This is a genomic window from Paenibacillus sp. EKM301P (genome assembly GCF_011800295.1).
Lineage (GTDB): Bacteria > Bacillota > Bacilli > Paenibacillales > Paenibacillaceae > Paenibacillus > Paenibacillus polymyxa.
This window is the reverse complement of record NZ_JAALFM010000001.1, coordinates 770,807-786,108: the sequence shown is the minus strand read 5'-3', so window position 1 is coordinate 786,108 and position 15,302 is coordinate 770,807. Positions and strand designations below refer to the sequence as shown.

Here is a 15,302-nt window from a genome sequence, read left to right as displayed (position 1 = left end):
AAGGGATGTAGTCACATTTTTAGGGATGTCTTATAGCAATATAATCACGAATTATAACGAATTAAACAATAAAATAACTTCAAAAATAGAAGAAACTAAAGAGAAACTAAGACAGGAAAGAATCAATAAATATAAGGCTGATGTAGACTTCGTGATTTCCGATTTGCTCCAAAAAGCCGGCCGGATAACAGTTTGTACAGTATTAGAATACACGGGGGTATCTTACCATACTTTATATAAATCTATGCACGAAGTATTACTGTATATCCGTAAGGAGAAAGATAGACTAAATTTTAATAAAATCCCCAAGTGCTGTACAAATCTCTTCAACTCGCATAGCAGCCATAGGCAGAAAAAAAGGGTTGTCCCATAAGTCATAAAAATGACTAGGGACGTCCTATTCTCCAATTGTAAAACAATAAGAAACCGTTCCTGGGTAAAATGGAGGTACCACCCGACCATTTGAAAGGATATGGTTTCTTTGTACATTCAATATACCATTATGAGATAAAAAGAGGAGTTACGCAGGACTATCCCTCATCCATGTTATGTGGCTTTGTGGCCAGCCCCTCAATTAATGTCTATTAGCTCTTAAACCTTCAATAAATATGCGGTGTAATCCATCAAGAACTCGTTGGCTTGTAAAGCCTTCATCTTGGAGATGGTAATCGATATTGTGAAGCACGGTCAGCAGGGCTTCAATAGTATATGAAATGTCCACCCCGGATACGTCTCCCTGTTCAACGGCCTCATTTAGCAGATTTCTGCTTATATTGCGCATCCATTGACATAACGGAGATTGTAACGGACGATGCCCGGTTGAGGCCCGGCTGACCTCACAGAGCCAAGGAACTTTCGCCTCTAAAAAAGAGACATATCTTACGATTACATGGTAAAGCCGGTCCAAGGCAGCGGTTTCTGGGGATTGATCAAGAAATGCTTGAACTTCATCAAACAAAGGTTGGTATTCTTCATACGCGATCTCCTGACATATGTCGCCCTTATCCGAGTAGCGGCGGTATAGGCTTGCTTGTCCTACTCCAGCAGTCTTCGCAATCTGATGCATATTGACATTGTAAACACCGTTTTTGATGAAAAGTTCTCTAGCCGCCGCCAAAATTCGTCTTCGGTTTAACTCCTCTCTGGGAATTTTCAGAGAGACAGATTGCGATTCTGAATTTACCATAAATATCTCCCCTCATCATTAATTTAACTGTTATTTAACACGAAAAACGGACAATATGTCCGTTTTTCGTGTATAGGACATGTTGTCCGTCTTCATAATTATAATACATTTCGTGAAAAATTAAAAATACATTCATTTGGGTGACCGATGAGCTTTTTTTAATTTCTTGGTATAGTGCTTTTTGTAAATTGGAGGCAAATGCGGTTCAATGCCCGATAGGTCCAGTTCCTTTAAACTTGCGATCGTATGAATAAACTGCTCGTATGCTTTTTTCTTGTCGCTCGTCGTATCTGTTCCGGTTACGGTTGATGCTTTCCTGCTAACTTCAGAGTTAAGTTGCTTTTGATCCATAGATTACCCTCCATCAAATATAGTCAGGCTTACAAATCCGGATGTCTCTTGTGCCAGTCTGTATTCATTTCATAAGTATTGCCGATACCTAGTACTGTCGCTTCTTCGAAGGGGCGGCCAATCAATTGCATATTAATCGGCAGACCGGAAGGTGAGAAGCCGCAAGGCATGCTCAGGCTAGGCAAGCCAGTCAAATTGGTCGGAAGCGTAAATGAGTTCAATCTGAATACACTAGCATCATCATCTGCACGCGGCGCAGTGATCGGTGTTGCCGGCGTCAACAAGATGTCGATTCCGGACAATGCATTCAAAAAATCATTGACAATTAGTTGCCGGGCCCGCTGAGACTGAAGGTAAATGGAAGCCGGAATATCTCTACTGCTTTCAAGAAACATTCGGACGTCCGGTCCATACTGTTCCAATTCTGTCTCAAGCCACTTCTCGTGGTACGAGTACATTTCCGTCATCATAATGGCCATCGTCGCACTTCTAACATGTTTGATCAGGGGCAGGCTAACTTCGATGATTTCTGCTCCCAGTTCTCGGAATTTATTGATAGCGGCCTTCATCGCAGCTTCCACTTCCGGCATCAAATCCTCATAATAGTAGCTTGTCGGCAATCCGATACGCACACCTCTGAGACCATTCGGATACATCTTGATACCTGGCGCAGGCAGATCGACAGTCGATTCATCCTTTGGATCGAAGCCAGACATCACATCCAAGCACAGGGACGCATCCATGACACAGCGGGTCAACGGACCCGAGTGGTCCAATGACCAGGCCATTGGAATGATACCATAACGACTGACCCGACCGTACGTCGGCTTCATCCCTACGACACCGCACAAAGCAGCGGGTATGCGGATCGAACCTCCGGTATCCGAGCCTGTTCCCAGATAAGTAAGTCCAGCCGCTAAAGCAGAAGCCGAACCGCCGCTTGAACCTCCCGCTACAAGTTCAGTGTTCCACGGATTGAGGCAAGGACCAAAGTGCGGGCTAGTTGTTGTCAATCCCGCAGCGAACTCGTGAGTCTGTACTTTGCCTAGCAGAACTGTTCCAGCCTCATGTAGCTTAGCTGCAACCGTCGAATCGTAATCGGGGACGAAGCTGCTCAATATTTTTGAACCGGCAGTTGTTCGGATCCCTTTAGTGTAATATAGATCCTTATGAACGATGGGAATCCCGTGAAGGGGCCCTTTGTACCGACCATGCATAATATCGCGTTCCGATTGCTTCGCTTGTTCAATCGCCAGTTCGGACGTTTGGGTAACGAAAACGTTCAGTTTCGGATTCAAACGTTCGATGCGGTGAAGCGCATGTTCTGTAATCTCTACGGGGGATATTTTCCTTGTTCGGATCCCCTCGGCCAGCTCATGAATAGCAGCAAAGGACAGTTGGAAATTTAATTTACTCATCTATTCATCCTCCATATCTTTCGGACATGTCGTAAGTCTACCAAACTAATTACCATAGCTTCCGCTAGGATTTGCTTTTCTTGCGAATAAGTATGTCAGGATTGCCAACAGGGAAATGGTAAAATAAACAACAAAAAAAGGCATCTTTAGATCAATCAGTCGGCCGACCAGCGCAGGGCCGAATGCTCCGCCTAGGAGATAGGCCAGTGTGAAAATACCCATCCCCACACCCAGCTCAGCCGAACGGAGTGTCGTCGAAACTAAATTGCTGCTAGAGGTGAGGACACCGTTGAATCCAATCATAAGGATAATGATCAATAAAGCGTCGATCCATGGCGGCAAATGTACAGATACCCCCAGTAGTATAAATCCGCTGATGACGAGACTTTGCGATATGACAAGCACGCGGGAGCTTCCGAAACGATCTGTCCAACCTCTGATCCGGGATCCGAGCAAGGCTGCACAGGCGGCACCGGGAAGCATCAGCAGACCGATTTTACTAGTTGGTAAATGAAAGGAATTCTTCATCATGACAGGAAGAGTAAAGGTTAACCCCGTGTTGCATACGAAGGTAAGGAATCCAATCCCTAGAATTCGTCGGTAAGGAGCATTTTTCATGAAAGATGCATCGATAAATGGATGTTCTTTTTTCTGAATATGAGTACCGAACCATAGAAGAACTGCTGCTCCTGCAATGAGCATAAACCAATAGTTCGTAACCCCTAGCAACACCAACGCCAGTCCCGCGGAGAACAAAACAGCTCCGAGAAAATCGAATGAACCGCGGTCGTGTTTCTTGTCAGGAACATACTTGAATATCAAAGGGATAACAAATAGGCTCAGACTGGACACGATGAACAAAGCACGCCAGCCAAAGTATTGCTCCACGAAACCGCCGAACACAGGCCCGAAGCCGGAAGCAAAGGCAATTGTGGCGGATAAGGTTCCCAGCACCCGTCCCTTGACTGTAGGCTTAAAATACAGGGTTACTGCCGCATAAGACAGGGGAGAGATGGATGAGGCCCCTGCTGCCTGCAGCAGTCTTCCAATGATGACTTGCAAGTATGAAGCTGCAAAAAAGCCGATCATAGAGCCGAAAGCTAAAAGGATTAAACCAATGACATACAGCTGGCGAAAGGAAAAGGACTCCGTTAACTTGCCGTAAGTACCGGCGCCGATAGCCATCAAAATGCTGTAACCGACCATAACCCAGCTCACCTGCGAGGAGGTCAGGGCAAAGTCAGCGGAAATCGAAGGTATAGACAAATTAAACATGGTCATATTGATGTTTCCGAAAATAATGAGCAAGCAAAGTGTCCCCATTAATTTCCGCTCATTGCCGGATAAAGCCATTGATTGAGTATCCATAGCCTGTCCCTCCATTACAGGAAGTCAGGAAAGGTGCGGCATTTTTGCGCCTGATCTCTATCGTGTCCCAAGAAAACATAGGACGGCCTAACATCCTGAATTAACTCCTGCATGCGAGTAATCGATTTGGCAGCCATCTCTTGATCGAATGTCAAGAACGGTACGCTATTCTCAAAGTTCTCCCTAGTATAAGCAACATCAAATGTCAGTAGCACTGGGCCCGACTTTTCCGTTGTGACAAGGACTGATTGATGGCCAGGGGAATGACCCGGAGTGAATAAAATTTGAACCCCCGGAATTAATTCATGGTCACCCTCAATGATTTGATATTGTAAATCGGGCAGCCTGCACTCTAATGGAGAGTAATCCTCATTGTTTATGGCCGCATCATACTCTGCCCTTTGAATAAGGATCGGCGTATTGCGGAAATGCCCGTTTCCCCCAGAATGATCCAAGTGTAAATGGGAGCTAATGACCATTTGAATATCGTCAGGTCGATAACCGACACGCTTTAACACATTTACGATCGAGTCGCCGTCAGACATGCTGGGGACGACGCGCCCTTCACGTCTAGTCCCCTTGTAGTAATCGGGATTGTTGATAAAAGCGTCGGGCATTCCCGTATCGATGAGTATCGGCCCGCTGGTCGTTTCCAATAGAAAAGACCACACAGGCATTCCGACTAATTTCCCGGGGGCAAGGGTTCGATTAACTGCCGATTGATCTAGGAAACATTCACCTACGGGTAAAAAATACAACTTTTTGATATACATCCCAGTTTCACCCTTCAGATTATAGATTCGGACAGTTTGTCCGTTTTGTTTTCATTATATCGGACAAATTGTCCGATGTCAATTTGTCATCGGCGGTTGGGCTTCGGCAAAAGCCTTACACCTGCAACAAGTAAAGATTGATTGAACAACTGCTACGGGCTGTGGAGTCGATCAGTTGGACTTAATTAATAAGGAAAGAATGAGTTTTATGAAACTAAGCCTAAGTCGAAAAGCTAATCTTGAAGGTATGCTGATAGGAGATCAAGTTACAATTGGAGGGCCGGCGGTAGAGGAGAACATCCGGTTTGAAGTATTGAGAAATGAATCGGGATTTGAAATTAAGGTTTTTGATCGATTGGAGAAGTGGCTAGCCTGCAGCCGGGTGCAGGTCGATATGTATGCCAATAATTGAGGACTTGAAAAGGGGATTTTTTATATGTATACCAATACCCGGAAAGATTCTTTCGAAACCTGAGACACAGATATGATATCTTTTTGAATGCCGAAAAGAAGCCTGACTGTCTCGTAATGCTCAAGTACCTGGTGGACGAGCTCATGGACAATAAGATAGATATTCATCTATATCATTTTGGTATGTATCTGCTCTACCCTTACGCATCCCGGAAGCAAGAAGAAGATGCAGAGGCAGTTGGCAAAAAGCGATCCGAGTTTATTAGTCATCTGCCACGATTTGAATTGAAAAGCAACGATGAATTTGTATCTGAAATGTGGTCCGATTTAATCTTACGACGGTACCCCGAAGTAGGAGAGGAAATTGTGACAGTGCCCTCTTTTAGTCAGCTTAGAATACTATTTACAGCGGATAACTTCGGAATCACACCGGAACATATTATTAGGATGCGGATTGGATAGAACCGATCCCTGGGCTGGAACTGAAAGTCAGGAAGTGGGTTGGGGAGAAGGACCCGATGACTCCGCAGCCGAAAAAAAATGGAATGATTGAAGATCTGATTACACTTGGACACAAAGGCAGCAGCAATGGCCTGCGGCATTTTGTTGCCGGTAAGCCGATCCAAGCGGGTAGCTACATGGAGGTTAAATTTGGGGGCGGCTGGATACCAGGGAGATACGAGTGGTCATTTGAGAAAGTAGCCCGATTAGAATTCACTCCTCTCGGCACGAATGGATTTCGATCCATGAGGGGCATCTAGTCCGGGTAAAAGCTTGAATGTTGTCATGCTGTACACGTTACTGACTTACAGGATCTTGGGGAGTCAGCGGTTACTGTGATCAAATGGTGGAAAATCCACGGCATGGAGACAACTGCAGAGATTTAAGGATTGGTGGGATGAAATGTTTAAGAGATTCAAATTTTGCTTCAGGCTTTATCAAGGGCGTTCGCTTGAAACTGTTTGCATAAGTTTTATATTTAGTTTTCTCGTTGGATTATTCTTGTATTTAGGTCATGCACCAGGTTTCATGGTTGTCAATCGACATTATGGCATTCTTCTTGGATTGCTTAGCTTTAACACGAATAGTCCGGTGGCTACGAGTTCCTGGTAAAGGGACGAATATTTACGGCTATTTTCGGTGGGATAATACGATAGAAATTCATATCGGAAAGGTTAAATCACCAATGGAGTTTCAGCGTCGGATTAGAAACACAATCAAATATGCTCGTGAAAAAGGATATCTTATTGAATACACTTCCGGCATATTGACGCAGGTATGAGTTACGGTAATACATGAGACGAATTTGGCTATACTTTTTTTGGTATATGTCTGAGACTTTTTTAGCCGGGCAGATCGCCTACAGTTTACTCAAACGGATGTTGTGTCGCTGTTGCGGTTCAGGTAGAACCAGTAGCTAAAAGGAATCTACTGGTTCTCATTTCTCTTCACAGTTATAGAATGACGAGTGATCATATTAGGGTGTGATTATGTTATTGTTGGAGGATAAGTCTCAGTTATAAAGCAAGAAAGTATCACTTATAACTAGAAATTTTAGGAATGTAAGAATAACTTTTGTCTCAAGTATAGCCTTTACTCATAGGGGCGTTGTCCAGCCCCCTTTTTTGTATTTTGTACTGGCTTATTCCGCAATAGCGGGATTTATATTGGACGCTCTGTAGGCAGGAACGCCATTGATTAGCGCGGTTCTTAGTTGAATGTATCGGATACCATAATAGGTGGTTGTATTATTCAATCCAGAGGAAAGTACAGCTATTTTATAATATGAAAAAGGAATTTCATTACTAAACTGATAGGTTATTTTTGCAGTGCTTGGTACAGCCTCGACTTGTCCTAACCTATACCAGTTTTCTCCGTCACTCGAGCCATGAAACGAAAACGAAAGTATAAAAGCGCGAGAAGGTGGCTGGGCTAAGAGGATATCATTGATCGTTTTTCCCGTATCTAATTTGAAGATGATTTCCCCACCTTTACCACTTAAGCTGCTCTCCCAATAAAGATTATTATCGATCAAAACATTTTTCGGAAAAGTATTTTTGGTATCTCCATTCGTTGAAACGTTATCTTCAGCTATAACGACAGGTTCCATGGAAAACGAATAACTATCTGGATTTTGTATGAAACTCTCAATGAATGTATTCCTTAATTAAAAAAGGCATAATCATAAATGAGTGGCCAAGCATTATAATAGCAACCAGTTATTTCATGACTATACTAGCAATGGACGGGATAAGAACCTACGTAATTAAAAAATTCAAACGATATAGGAGGAAATAAGAAAAGGGTGCTATTTTCGGGTCTTTAACAAGCTCATTCTAAAGGCTAGGCTAATTTATATCGAAAAAGATTGAGAGAAACAATATAAATAACTATTTTAGGTGCGAGAAGGAGATGTATAGAATATGAAAATATACACTTATTATTTGGCAAATGGCGTATTCCCTTTGGATTGGGAAGTTTGTTTTAGCACTGTTGAGGAATACAAGACCCAGTTATTTGAGAAGTATACCGCTTCCCAAGAGTCCAATGATTTTGTAATAGGTGGATTTCATGTGCTTACCGATAAAATAGATGCAATTCTGAATTATGCTTTAGAGGATTTTCAAAAAGAATTTCCTCATAATTATGAGTTGCGTTGTCCCGCAATGATCTTCCCGTTGCCAAGAGGCGATGAGAGTAATGGTGCTGAGTTCGCTATTATTTTAAAACGAGATGAAGATGGAGATACGATAGTCTATTCCCCACTTCCGATGTCATATTTAGAAAAAAGTTAATACTCTACTGAAAGAAAATGGGGAAATCAAGTGATGAATAATGTAAAGCTATCCCGTGTTTCCCTCTGGCTATAGGAGTGCGTTGATTTGTCGAAGAGATCTCTAAGTTTCAAATTAAGTATTGGAGATTGCTCCAGAAAGATATCCGGCAAATTGTTACGGAGCAGTTTTCGGAGTACAGGCACGGATGGGCACCTGCCTACATACAATAAACAGACCGCAAGCCCGGTAAGTAACAAAGGCCGGTAAGTTCGCAACTACCTCAGGAGGTGTCATCCGTGCCCGGACTATTTAGTGCTATCGCTCTGTTCATCAAGGAATTGACGCTACTCGTTTCCTATGTGAAAAACAACGCCTTTCCGCAGCCATTGACTGAAAAAGAGGAAGCTCGACACCTAAAGCTGTTTGCCGAAGGCAACGCACATTCCCGTAACACACTTATTGAACATAACCTAAGGCTGGTGGCCCATATTGTAAAAAAATTCGATAACACCGGCGAAGATTTGGAGGATCTTATATCCATCGGCACCATTGGACTGATCAAAGCTATTGAAAGCTTTCAGACCGGAAAAGGAACAAAACTGGCAACATTTGCAGCCCGTTGTATAGAAAATGAGATTCTGATGCATTTAAGGTCCCTGAAAAAGACACGCAAAGACGTATCTCTCCACGATCCTATAGGGACTGACAAGGAAGGAAACGAGATTACTTTAATTGATATCCTTGGTTCCGAGGCGGACGATATTGTAGATAAGGTACAGCTCAAAATCGAGAAGAGCAAAATCTATCGCAATCTGGATATTTTAGATGACCGTGAAAAAGAAGTGGTGATTGGCCGATTTGGTCTGGAAGCTGGAGGAGAAGAACGAACACAGAGGGAAATTGCACGAGAACTGGGAATTTCACGCTCGTATGTGTCACGAATTGAAAAGCGCGCGCTGATGAAGTTGTACCATGAATTTTACAAGCAGAAGGGATAATGGATAAGGAGATATTTGAAGCCGCGTTGCTCTTGTAGAGAACGCGTTGTTTTCTAGTTCATTTATTCAATTCCGAGTCTTTATTCAAATGATCTCCAAAAAGGATCTTCTCCTGACCAGCAAACAGCATACACTTGTCTTTTGTCTTTATCAACATGCTCTGTACTCGTACTACCGTTTTTTTCGCTTAAATAATAGCTATTTTGCTATGTATTTTCATTTAAAACGCAAATAAAAGCCTGTAGTGGTTTTCTGCACTACAGGCTAAAAATGCTTGATATTATTGGGTATTTTTACTTCGTCAGGACAAGCTTTTTCGCTAGTCGGCTCTCTTGGAGTGAATTTATTTTCCTACATACTCATCCAAAAAGCGATCTACTGTTTTGAAATATTCAGTGGGGTAATGGTTGATGGCATCGATGTGCTCCGTATTTTGCGGGTACCATACTTCTGCTTTTGGGTTATCTTTTAAGGACTCGTAAATAATTTCTGTATTTTTATAACTGATTTGCTGATCTCCAGTACCATGAATGAGCATAACTGGCTTGTCTTGCATCTTTTTTACCGCATTCATAGGAGATATGGAATCAAGATCAACCTTAAAGACCCAATTTGCCATCCATGTCGATGTATAACTGAATGGAAATGCAGGTAGACCTGAAAAGTAGGGCAAACCCTCTCTCAGAAATAGACCAGCATTACGAAAAGGACTATCCGCAATTACGGCTTTGATGTCATCACTTTCACTTGCGGCTAGCAGAGAAGTAGCAGCACCCATTGAAAAGCCGATAACTCCAATGTTATCACCCGTATGGTCTCTGGATTTTAAGTAGCTTACAGCTCCTAGCAAATCGTATTTTTCATTGAGGCCCAGTGTAATCAAGTCACCATCGGATTTACCTTGCGAGCTGAGGTCAAATGCCAATACATTGTAGCCTTTCGGAACGAAATGCTCTACTAACTTTTGGGTCCGCCCTTTGACTAAACGATTGCTCGTATATCCATGGACGACAACAATCGTCTTATCACTTGGTTTACCAGAAAGACCATTTGCAGGAAAGAAAGTACCTCTAATCGTATTATCATTTTTCAAACTCTTGAACTCGATCTCTTCGTAGGGTGTTTTATCGATATTCAATTCGTAGCTGACATTAGTGTCTCTAGGATGGTGCAACAAGGTGTCTACTACTTTATAAGATATAAAAAATACAAGAGCCATTACAAGCAGAAGCACGATTCCTAGGCTCCATAAAATTTTCTTCCGTTTTTTCACACGAACGTTAAATGTCAGATCGGGTTGTAATGATGTTTGACTCATTCAGACTCCTCCGGTTTTTCTTTAGGTTGTATGGGTGCGAACAAATAAAAGGCATGCTCCTTCAGATTTTCCCACTCCGGATGCTGAATAATACTTTCTCCAAGAGTTAAGCCCACTCCATTTAAGAAAGAGATATAGGCACGAGAGATCATTGCTGGAGAAAAGCATTTGTTGAATTCTCCCATTAACTGTCCCTTGGCATAGATGCATTCGATCGCATCTGTCATTACCTTTACACTTTCAAGGACCTTCTGTGTAAGTTCAGGGAATCTTATTCGTTGTCCTAAGACAGATTGAACAAGCCGCAATTCATTTATATAGGAGTAGATATGGTTGAATTGTTCTGCCACCATGCTCTTAATCAATACGCCTGGTGTCCCTCCTTTTTTTAGACAAGCAAGCGATTTCACCTGAATATCAGCAAGCGGCTCAAGGACTGCGGCGTAGAATAAAGCTTCTTTGCTAGGAAAATATTGAAAAATGGTTCCAGGAGTCACTCCCACACTCTGAGCAATGATAGCCATTGTGGTATTAGAATATCCACTTTCTGCGAACAGGACAACAGCTTCTTCTAGGATACGTTTACGCCGCTCCAGTCTTTTTTCTTCATTGATGGGTCTTGCCAAATGTATTCCCCTTTCTTTAAACTAAACTTTCATTAATTAAATGATTAATTATTTAATTAATAATATATCTAAAATTACGACTTATAGCAAGAGTGAATTTATTTTATTTACGAGCAGGATGAACCTCAACATATAAAAATAAGCCGGAGTGCTGCCCAATATGCGCCTCAGGCTTGTTTTTATCAGATTATTTTGGATGAGTTAAACGTTCCGCCTTCCTTAAATTCGATAACACCGGCGAAGATTTGAAGGATCTTATATCCATCGGTACCATCGGACTGATCAAGGTCATTAAAAGCTTTCAGAATGGGAAAGGCACCAAGTTAGCAATATTTGCAGCTCGTTGTATAGAAAATGAGATCCTGATGCATTTGCAATCTCTGAAAAAAACACGCAAATACGTATCACTCCATGATCCTATAGGGACTGAAAGGAAGGCAACGAGATTTGAATACAGGATTATGATTATGTCATCAGCTGGACGAATATCCTGACGGAGCGCGGACGTAGTGGCGAGTCTAAATTTTCGCACGATGACTCTTTGAGAAAATTTGTTTATACTTTAATTACTTAATATGAAAGCAATGGATATGAGGTGAACTAATGATTCTGGTAAGTTCATGTTTGGCAGGCATGAAGGTGCGATATAACGGGACGGATAGCCTGGATGTACATATTCAGAAGTTGGTAGAGGAAAAAAAGGCAATGACGATCTGCCCTGAGCTACTTGGGGGCTTTACGACGCCGAGAGACCCTGCTGAGATTGTTGGAGGGACAGGGGAGGATGTGCTGACTGGCACCGCCAAGGTGATCGAGTATTCAGGCAATGATGTCAGTGATATGTACATTAGAGGTGCGCACGAAGCTTTACATATAGCCAGAGAGGTTAACGCGTCACTTATTGTTTTAAAAGAAAACAGTCCGTCCTGCGGATCGGCAGCGATCTATAGTGGGGCATTCGAAAACCGTAAAATTGCAGGCAATGGGGTAACCTCCGCCTTGTTAAAAAGGGAGGGCTTTAAGGTCATATCAGAAGAACAAATATCGGAAATTTTCTTGCATGAGAATATGTAATGATAAAACAAGCGTCTTAATCGCTTACTGGCTTATAGCGGTAAGCGCAAGACGCTTGTTTGTGCTGTGTTCCTTTTACACCTGTGTATCACATTATTTGAGCTTTAATGCCAAAATCCCCAAATACTCCTTGAGGGCTGTCCCGGTTGTAGATATGGCTCCAGCAGACGGTGAGAGCTTGGCAGCATATAGTGACAGCTTTTCACTTGCCAGATAGTCGGTTGGATAAGCTGTGGCTTGCATACCTGCACGCTGAAATTCCAGTGCAGCACGGGGCATATGGAATGCTGAGGTCACCAGAATAGGTTTTGTGAGCTGGTGCTGTTTTAAAATTTGGGAGGTATATACGGCATTTTGCTGTGTATTTAAGGAACGGTTTTCGATGAAGATGTCCTTTGCCGGAATACCGAGTCCTATTAGCTGCCTCTGCGCAATATTCGCTTCATTACCACTGTCTCCAAACACTTGTCCACCGGAAAAAAGGATAGGTAGACCTGTTGCTTCATGCAGTCTGGCCGCAGTGAGCAGTCGGTTGGCTGCAGACCCTAGCATATTACCTTGCCCGTTGATGTCGGGAGTTCCCTCTGTAGCTCCGCCCCCAAGTACGATAATAACATCACCTTGAACGGTACGGGGCTGTGGATACTGCTTTTCCAGACTACGGATTAACAAATCTCCAGCCAAATTGGTCGATGAAACATACAGCAGCAATGTAACAAGGAGCAGTACGACAGCAGGTTTACGCGCCCGTTTCCATAGCCAGATTACAAGCCCTGCCATCACGAGGATGAACAAACCGGGAGGAAGCACAAAGCTGTATAGAAATTTGATGAAATAAATCAAGTGCAGACAACCTCCTATCCTAATAAGCTTTATCTATTGGGTACATTGTAACATAGGCAATTGACTGGATTCCTCTGTTGATAAAGTTGTCCCATAGGCGTAATATATAAAATCTAGTGATTTTTTTCATAGAGGAGCGAGAGCATCATGGGAGAGTTGACGACAGCCAAGCGGATAATGATGATCGCGCTACTGGTTGTATTGTGGGGCATTTCTTGGCCCATCTATAAAGTTGCACTGGAATTCACACCGCCCCTTTTGTTTGCAGGGCTACGTACACTGTTGGGTGGTCTGCTATTGGGAGCGATTTTAGCACCGAGATGGAATCGCATTCGCTGGAAAGAAAATTGGCGGGTGTATGCTATTTCAGGTATTTTTAACGTAGTTCTGTTTTATGGCTTGCAAACCGTGGGGCTCATGTACGTTCCATCAGGTCTGTTCTCTGTACTGGTATATCTTCAGCCTGTGCTGGTTGGCATTTTTGCATGGATGTGGCTGGGGGAAGCAATGTCCAAGCTCAAAGTGATTGGATTGATCATTGGATTTCTGGGCGTGGCAGCTGTCAGTATCGGAGGCTTTTCAGGACATGTGGCTATTGCAGGTGTAATTATTGCCATTATTACAGCGGTGAGCTGGGCGTTAGGAACCGTGTATGTGAAAAAGGTTAACAAGCGTGTGGATTCGTTGTGGCTGGTCGCATTTCAATGTACACTTGGAGGCATCGTGTTGACAGGGGCTGGATCGGTAACGGAAAGCTGGTCAGACATCGTATGGAATGTTCCATATGTGTCAGGACTGGTGTTCGGGACTGTGCTGGGAATTTCACTATCCTGGCTGCTGTATTTCACGCTGGTCAATTCGGGAGATGCTAGTAAGGTCGCTTCCTATACGTTTTTGGTGCCGGTGATTTCGGTATTTGTCAGTTCTATGCTGCTTCACGAATCGATTACGGCTTTTCTGTTGATTGGTCTGGTATTGATCGGTTTTAGCATCTATCTGGTTAATCGCAGAGTGAGGGTAGTACAGCAAGCTTGAAATTAATATCTTAAAAAAGTAATAAGTAAGGACTCTGCTTAGGTAGCAGAGTCCTTTTTTATAGCTGACAGAATGCAGCGAATGATGGTATCAAGGTTCCCTCTTTAGGGAGTTGGTTAAGCTATGGATGACAGCACACTGTCACATAAAGAAGGGAGATGCGGACGATGGCACGGAAATTATTGATAACAGGAGCAGCGGGCACAATTGGAAAAGTACTCTACGAAGGGCTAAAAGCGGAAGGGAAATATGAAATAACCGCCGCCGATGTGAAGAGGGATGAAGAAACAGGGATTGTCGAACTGGATATACATGATGCTGCAAGATTGGCTGAGCTTACACATGGAGTGGATACGGTATTGCATTTTGCATGGATTAAGGATGAGGGGGATTTCCTCGGTAAAGTACTGTCTGGCAATGTAAGCGGAGCGTATAAGCTGTATGAAGCTGCGGTCAGAAATGGGGTAAAGCGCATTATTTTTGCCAGTTCCAATCATGCCACAGGGTTTTATAAAGTAGGCGAGGCCATAGATGTAGAAGATCCCTATCGACCCGATAGTTTTTATGGATTGAGTAAGTGCTACATTGAACTGCTGGGACGGCTATATGCCGATCAGGGCAAAATATCCTCAATAAATATCCGCATCGGCAATTTTCCTGGGGATGATCGGCCACATTCGGAGCGAGCTGCTCATATTTGGATTTCTGAGCGCGATATGATTCATCTGACCGTCAGCTGTATCGAGGCCACTTCGAAGATAAGTTATCTTAATTTGTACGGTACGTCAGCCAATACGGATAATTATTATGACATTGGTTACTTGGAAGAACGAATCGGATATAAGCCGCAGGATAATGCCGCTGAGTTGCTGGAGCAGGCCAAGAAAAACGGATTTCGAGTAAAACAGGATGAAACCATTTTTCAGGGTGGGCAAAAGGAATAGAGCAGATCGTCCAAATATGCTTGCGAATGGGCTGAAGGCGTCGATCAGGCGCCTCATATCACATAAAACTTCACAAATATCCGAATTGTTCACTCCTCTGGACACTCCTTTGTTCATGAAGCATGAGAGGCTTCACTTTTCATTTTGAATGCGCTTACATAATATATAGTTATACGGCGG

General features: G+C 43.1%; 17 protein-coding genes and 1 pseudogene. 9 read left to right on the top strand and 9 right to left on the bottom strand.

Features of this window, described 5'->3' with window-relative positions; genetic code table 11:
* Positions 1 to 574: 574 nt before the first annotated feature.
* The 5 genes from HFD99_RS03570 to aiiA form a co-directional block, all read right to left on the bottom strand.
* Entirely contained in the window at positions 575 to 1,186 is a 612-nt protein-coding gene (locus HFD99_RS03570; RefSeq protein WP_167440806.1) for a TetR/AcrR family transcriptional regulator, read from the bottom strand.
* A 132-nt stretch (positions 1,187 to 1,318) separates the two neighbouring features.
* A complete protein-coding gene (locus tag HFD99_RS03565; protein ID WP_039276151.1) occupies positions 1,319 to 1,537 on the bottom strand; it encodes a hypothetical protein in 219 nt (72 codons plus the stop codon).
* 29 nt (positions 1,538 to 1,566) lie between these two features.
* Positions 1,567 to 2,955, bottom strand: a complete 1,389-nt coding sequence (locus HFD99_RS03560; RefSeq protein WP_123797425.1) for an amidase — start codon at positions 2,953 to 2,955, stop codon at positions 1,567 to 1,569.
* A 45-nt stretch (positions 2,956 to 3,000) separates the two neighbouring features.
* Positions 3,001 to 4,323, bottom strand: coding sequence for an MFS transporter (locus HFD99_RS03555; RefSeq protein WP_123797424.1), 1,323 nt, complete (start codon positions 4,321 to 4,323; stop codon positions 3,001 to 3,003).
* A 14-nt stretch (positions 4,324 to 4,337) separates the two neighbouring features.
* Entirely contained in the window at positions 4,338 to 5,096 is a 759-nt protein-coding gene (aiiA, locus tag HFD99_RS03550; protein ID WP_123797423.1) for a quorum-quenching N-acyl homoserine lactonase AiiA, read from the bottom strand.
* 175 nt (positions 5,097 to 5,271) lie between these two features.
* Between aiiA and HFD99_RS03545 the strand changes: the two genes are divergently transcribed.
* The 3 genes from HFD99_RS03545 to HFD99_RS03535 all read left to right on the top strand — a co-directional run bounded on the left by HFD99_RS03545 (position 5,272) and on the right by HFD99_RS03535 (position 6,268).
* A complete protein-coding gene (locus tag HFD99_RS03545; RefSeq protein WP_238797211.1) occupies positions 5,272 to 5,508 on the top strand; it encodes a hypothetical protein in 237 nt (78 codons plus the stop codon).
* Between the two features lie 143 nt (positions 5,509 to 5,651).
* Positions 5,652 to 5,969 carry a hypothetical protein gene (locus tag HFD99_RS03540; protein WP_225164786.1) on the top strand — a complete coding sequence of 106 codons (318 nt, stop codon included), beginning with the start codon at positions 5,652 to 5,654 and terminating at the stop codon, positions 5,967 to 5,969.
* 56 nt (positions 5,970 to 6,025) lie between these two features.
* Complete coding sequence (locus HFD99_RS03535; RefSeq protein ID WP_167440709.1) at positions 6,026 to 6,268, top strand: hypothetical protein; 243 nt, start codon at positions 6,026 to 6,028, stop codon at positions 6,266 to 6,268.
* An 881-nt stretch (positions 6,269 to 7,149) separates the two neighbouring features.
* Here HFD99_RS03535 and HFD99_RS03530 read toward each other — a convergent pair.
* Positions 7,150 to 7,617: a discoidin domain-containing protein gene (locus HFD99_RS03530; protein ID WP_225164785.1), complete on the bottom strand. Its 468-nt coding sequence runs from the start codon at positions 7,615 to 7,617 to the stop codon at positions 7,150 to 7,152.
* 313 nt (positions 7,618 to 7,930) lie between these two features.
* Between HFD99_RS03530 and HFD99_RS03525 the strand changes: the two genes are divergently transcribed.
* Together HFD99_RS03525 and sigK are read left to right on the top strand one after the other, a co-directional pair.
* Positions 7,931 to 8,302 carry a hypothetical protein gene (locus HFD99_RS03525; RefSeq protein WP_123797422.1) on the top strand — a complete coding sequence of 124 codons (372 nt, stop codon included), beginning with the start codon at positions 7,931 to 7,933 and terminating at the stop codon, positions 8,300 to 8,302.
* Between the two features lie 278 nt (positions 8,303 to 8,580).
* Complete coding sequence (gene sigK, locus HFD99_RS03520) at positions 8,581 to 9,282, top strand: RNA polymerase sporulation sigma factor SigK (RefSeq protein WP_025365394.1); 702 nt, start codon at positions 8,581 to 8,583, stop codon at positions 9,280 to 9,282.
* A 343-nt stretch (positions 9,283 to 9,625) separates the two neighbouring features.
* On the opposite strand, the gene HFD99_RS03515 is transcribed toward sigK, so the two are convergent.
* Positions 9,626 to 10,600: an alpha/beta hydrolase gene (locus tag HFD99_RS03515; RefSeq protein WP_025365393.1), complete on the bottom strand. Its 975-nt coding sequence runs from the start codon at positions 10,598 to 10,600 to the stop codon at positions 9,626 to 9,628.
* Positions 10,597 to 11,226: a TetR/AcrR family transcriptional regulator gene (locus HFD99_RS03510; protein ID WP_025365392.1), complete on the bottom strand. Its 630-nt coding sequence runs from the start codon at positions 11,224 to 11,226 to the stop codon at positions 10,597 to 10,599. Before HFD99_RS03510 ends, HFD99_RS03515 begins: the two co-directional genes overlap by 4 nt.
* Before the next feature lie 221 nt (positions 11,227 to 11,447).
* Between HFD99_RS03510 and HFD99_RS03505 the strand changes: the two are divergent.
* Together HFD99_RS03505 and HFD99_RS03500 are read left to right on the top strand one after the other, a co-directional pair.
* Positions 11,448 to 11,674: pseudogene (locus HFD99_RS03505) on the top strand (sigma factor); the annotation flags it as partial.
* Positions 11,675 to 11,829: 155 nt separating this feature from the next.
* Positions 11,830 to 12,300: a DUF523 domain-containing protein gene (locus HFD99_RS03500; RefSeq protein WP_123797421.1), complete on the top strand. Its 471-nt coding sequence runs from the start codon at positions 11,830 to 11,832 to the stop codon at positions 12,298 to 12,300.
* A 93-nt stretch (positions 12,301 to 12,393) separates the two neighbouring features.
* Here HFD99_RS03500 and HFD99_RS03495 read toward each other — a convergent pair whose 3' ends face one another.
* On the bottom strand, positions 12,394 to 13,143 hold the full coding sequence (locus HFD99_RS03495) for a YdcF family protein (RefSeq protein ID WP_123797420.1): 750 nt from the start codon (positions 13,141 to 13,143) through the stop codon (positions 12,394 to 12,396).
* 147 nt (positions 13,144 to 13,290) lie between these two features.
* Between HFD99_RS03495 and HFD99_RS03490 the strand changes: the two genes are divergently transcribed.
* Complete coding sequence (locus HFD99_RS03490) at positions 13,291 to 14,178, top strand: DMT family transporter (RefSeq protein WP_123797419.1); 888 nt, start codon at positions 13,291 to 13,293, stop codon at positions 14,176 to 14,178.
* A 167-nt stretch (positions 14,179 to 14,345) separates the two neighbouring features.
* Entirely contained in the window at positions 14,346 to 15,122 is a 777-nt protein-coding gene (locus HFD99_RS03485) for an NAD-dependent epimerase/dehydratase family protein (RefSeq protein ID WP_123797418.1), read from the top strand.
* The last annotated feature ends 180 nt before the right edge of the window (positions 15,123 to 15,302 follow it).

Bases quoted from the DNA above. Each gene is read 5' to 3' on its own strand.
- HFD99_RS03570 (WP_167440806.1), bottom strand. From the start codon at position 1,186: ATGGTAAATTCAGAATCGCAATCTGTCTCTCTGAAAATTCCCAGAGAG.
- HFD99_RS03565 (WP_039276151.1), bottom strand. From the start codon at position 1,537: ATGGATCAAAAGCAACTTAACTCTGAAGTTAGCAGGAAAGCATCAACC.
- HFD99_RS03560 (WP_123797425.1), bottom strand. From the start codon at position 2,955: ATGAGTAAATTAAATTTCCAACTGTCCTTTGCTGCTATTCATGAGCTG.
- HFD99_RS03555 (WP_123797424.1), bottom strand. From the start codon at position 4,323: ATGGATACTCAATCAATGGCTTTATCCGGCAATGAGCGGAAATTAATG.
- aiiA (WP_123797423.1), bottom strand. From the start codon at position 5,096: ATGTATATCAAAAAGTTGTATTTTTTACCCGTAGGTGAATGTTTCCTA.
- HFD99_RS03540 (WP_225164786.1), top strand. From the start codon at position 5,652: ATGGACAATAAGATAGATATTCATCTATATCATTTTGGTATGTATCTG.
- HFD99_RS03535 (WP_167440709.1), top strand. From the start codon at position 6,026: ATGACTCCGCAGCCGAAAAAAAATGGAATGATTGAAGATCTGATTACA.
- HFD99_RS03530 (WP_225164785.1), bottom strand. From the start codon at position 7,617: ATGGAACCTGTCGTTATAGCTGAAGATAACGTTTCAACGAATGGAGAT.
- HFD99_RS03525 (WP_123797422.1), top strand. From the start codon at position 7,931: ATGAAAATATACACTTATTATTTGGCAAATGGCGTATTCCCTTTGGAT.
- HFD99_RS03515 (WP_025365393.1), bottom strand. From the start codon at position 10,600: ATGAGTCAAACATCATTACAACCCGATCTGACATTTAACGTTCGTGTG.
- HFD99_RS03500 (WP_123797421.1), top strand. From the start codon at position 11,830: ATGATTCTGGTAAGTTCATGTTTGGCAGGCATGAAGGTGCGATATAAC.
- HFD99_RS03490 (WP_123797419.1), top strand. From the start codon at position 13,291: ATGGGAGAGTTGACGACAGCCAAGCGGATAATGATGATCGCGCTACTG.
- HFD99_RS03485 (WP_123797418.1), top strand. From the start codon at position 14,346: ATGGCACGGAAATTATTGATAACAGGAGCAGCGGGCACAATTGGAAAA.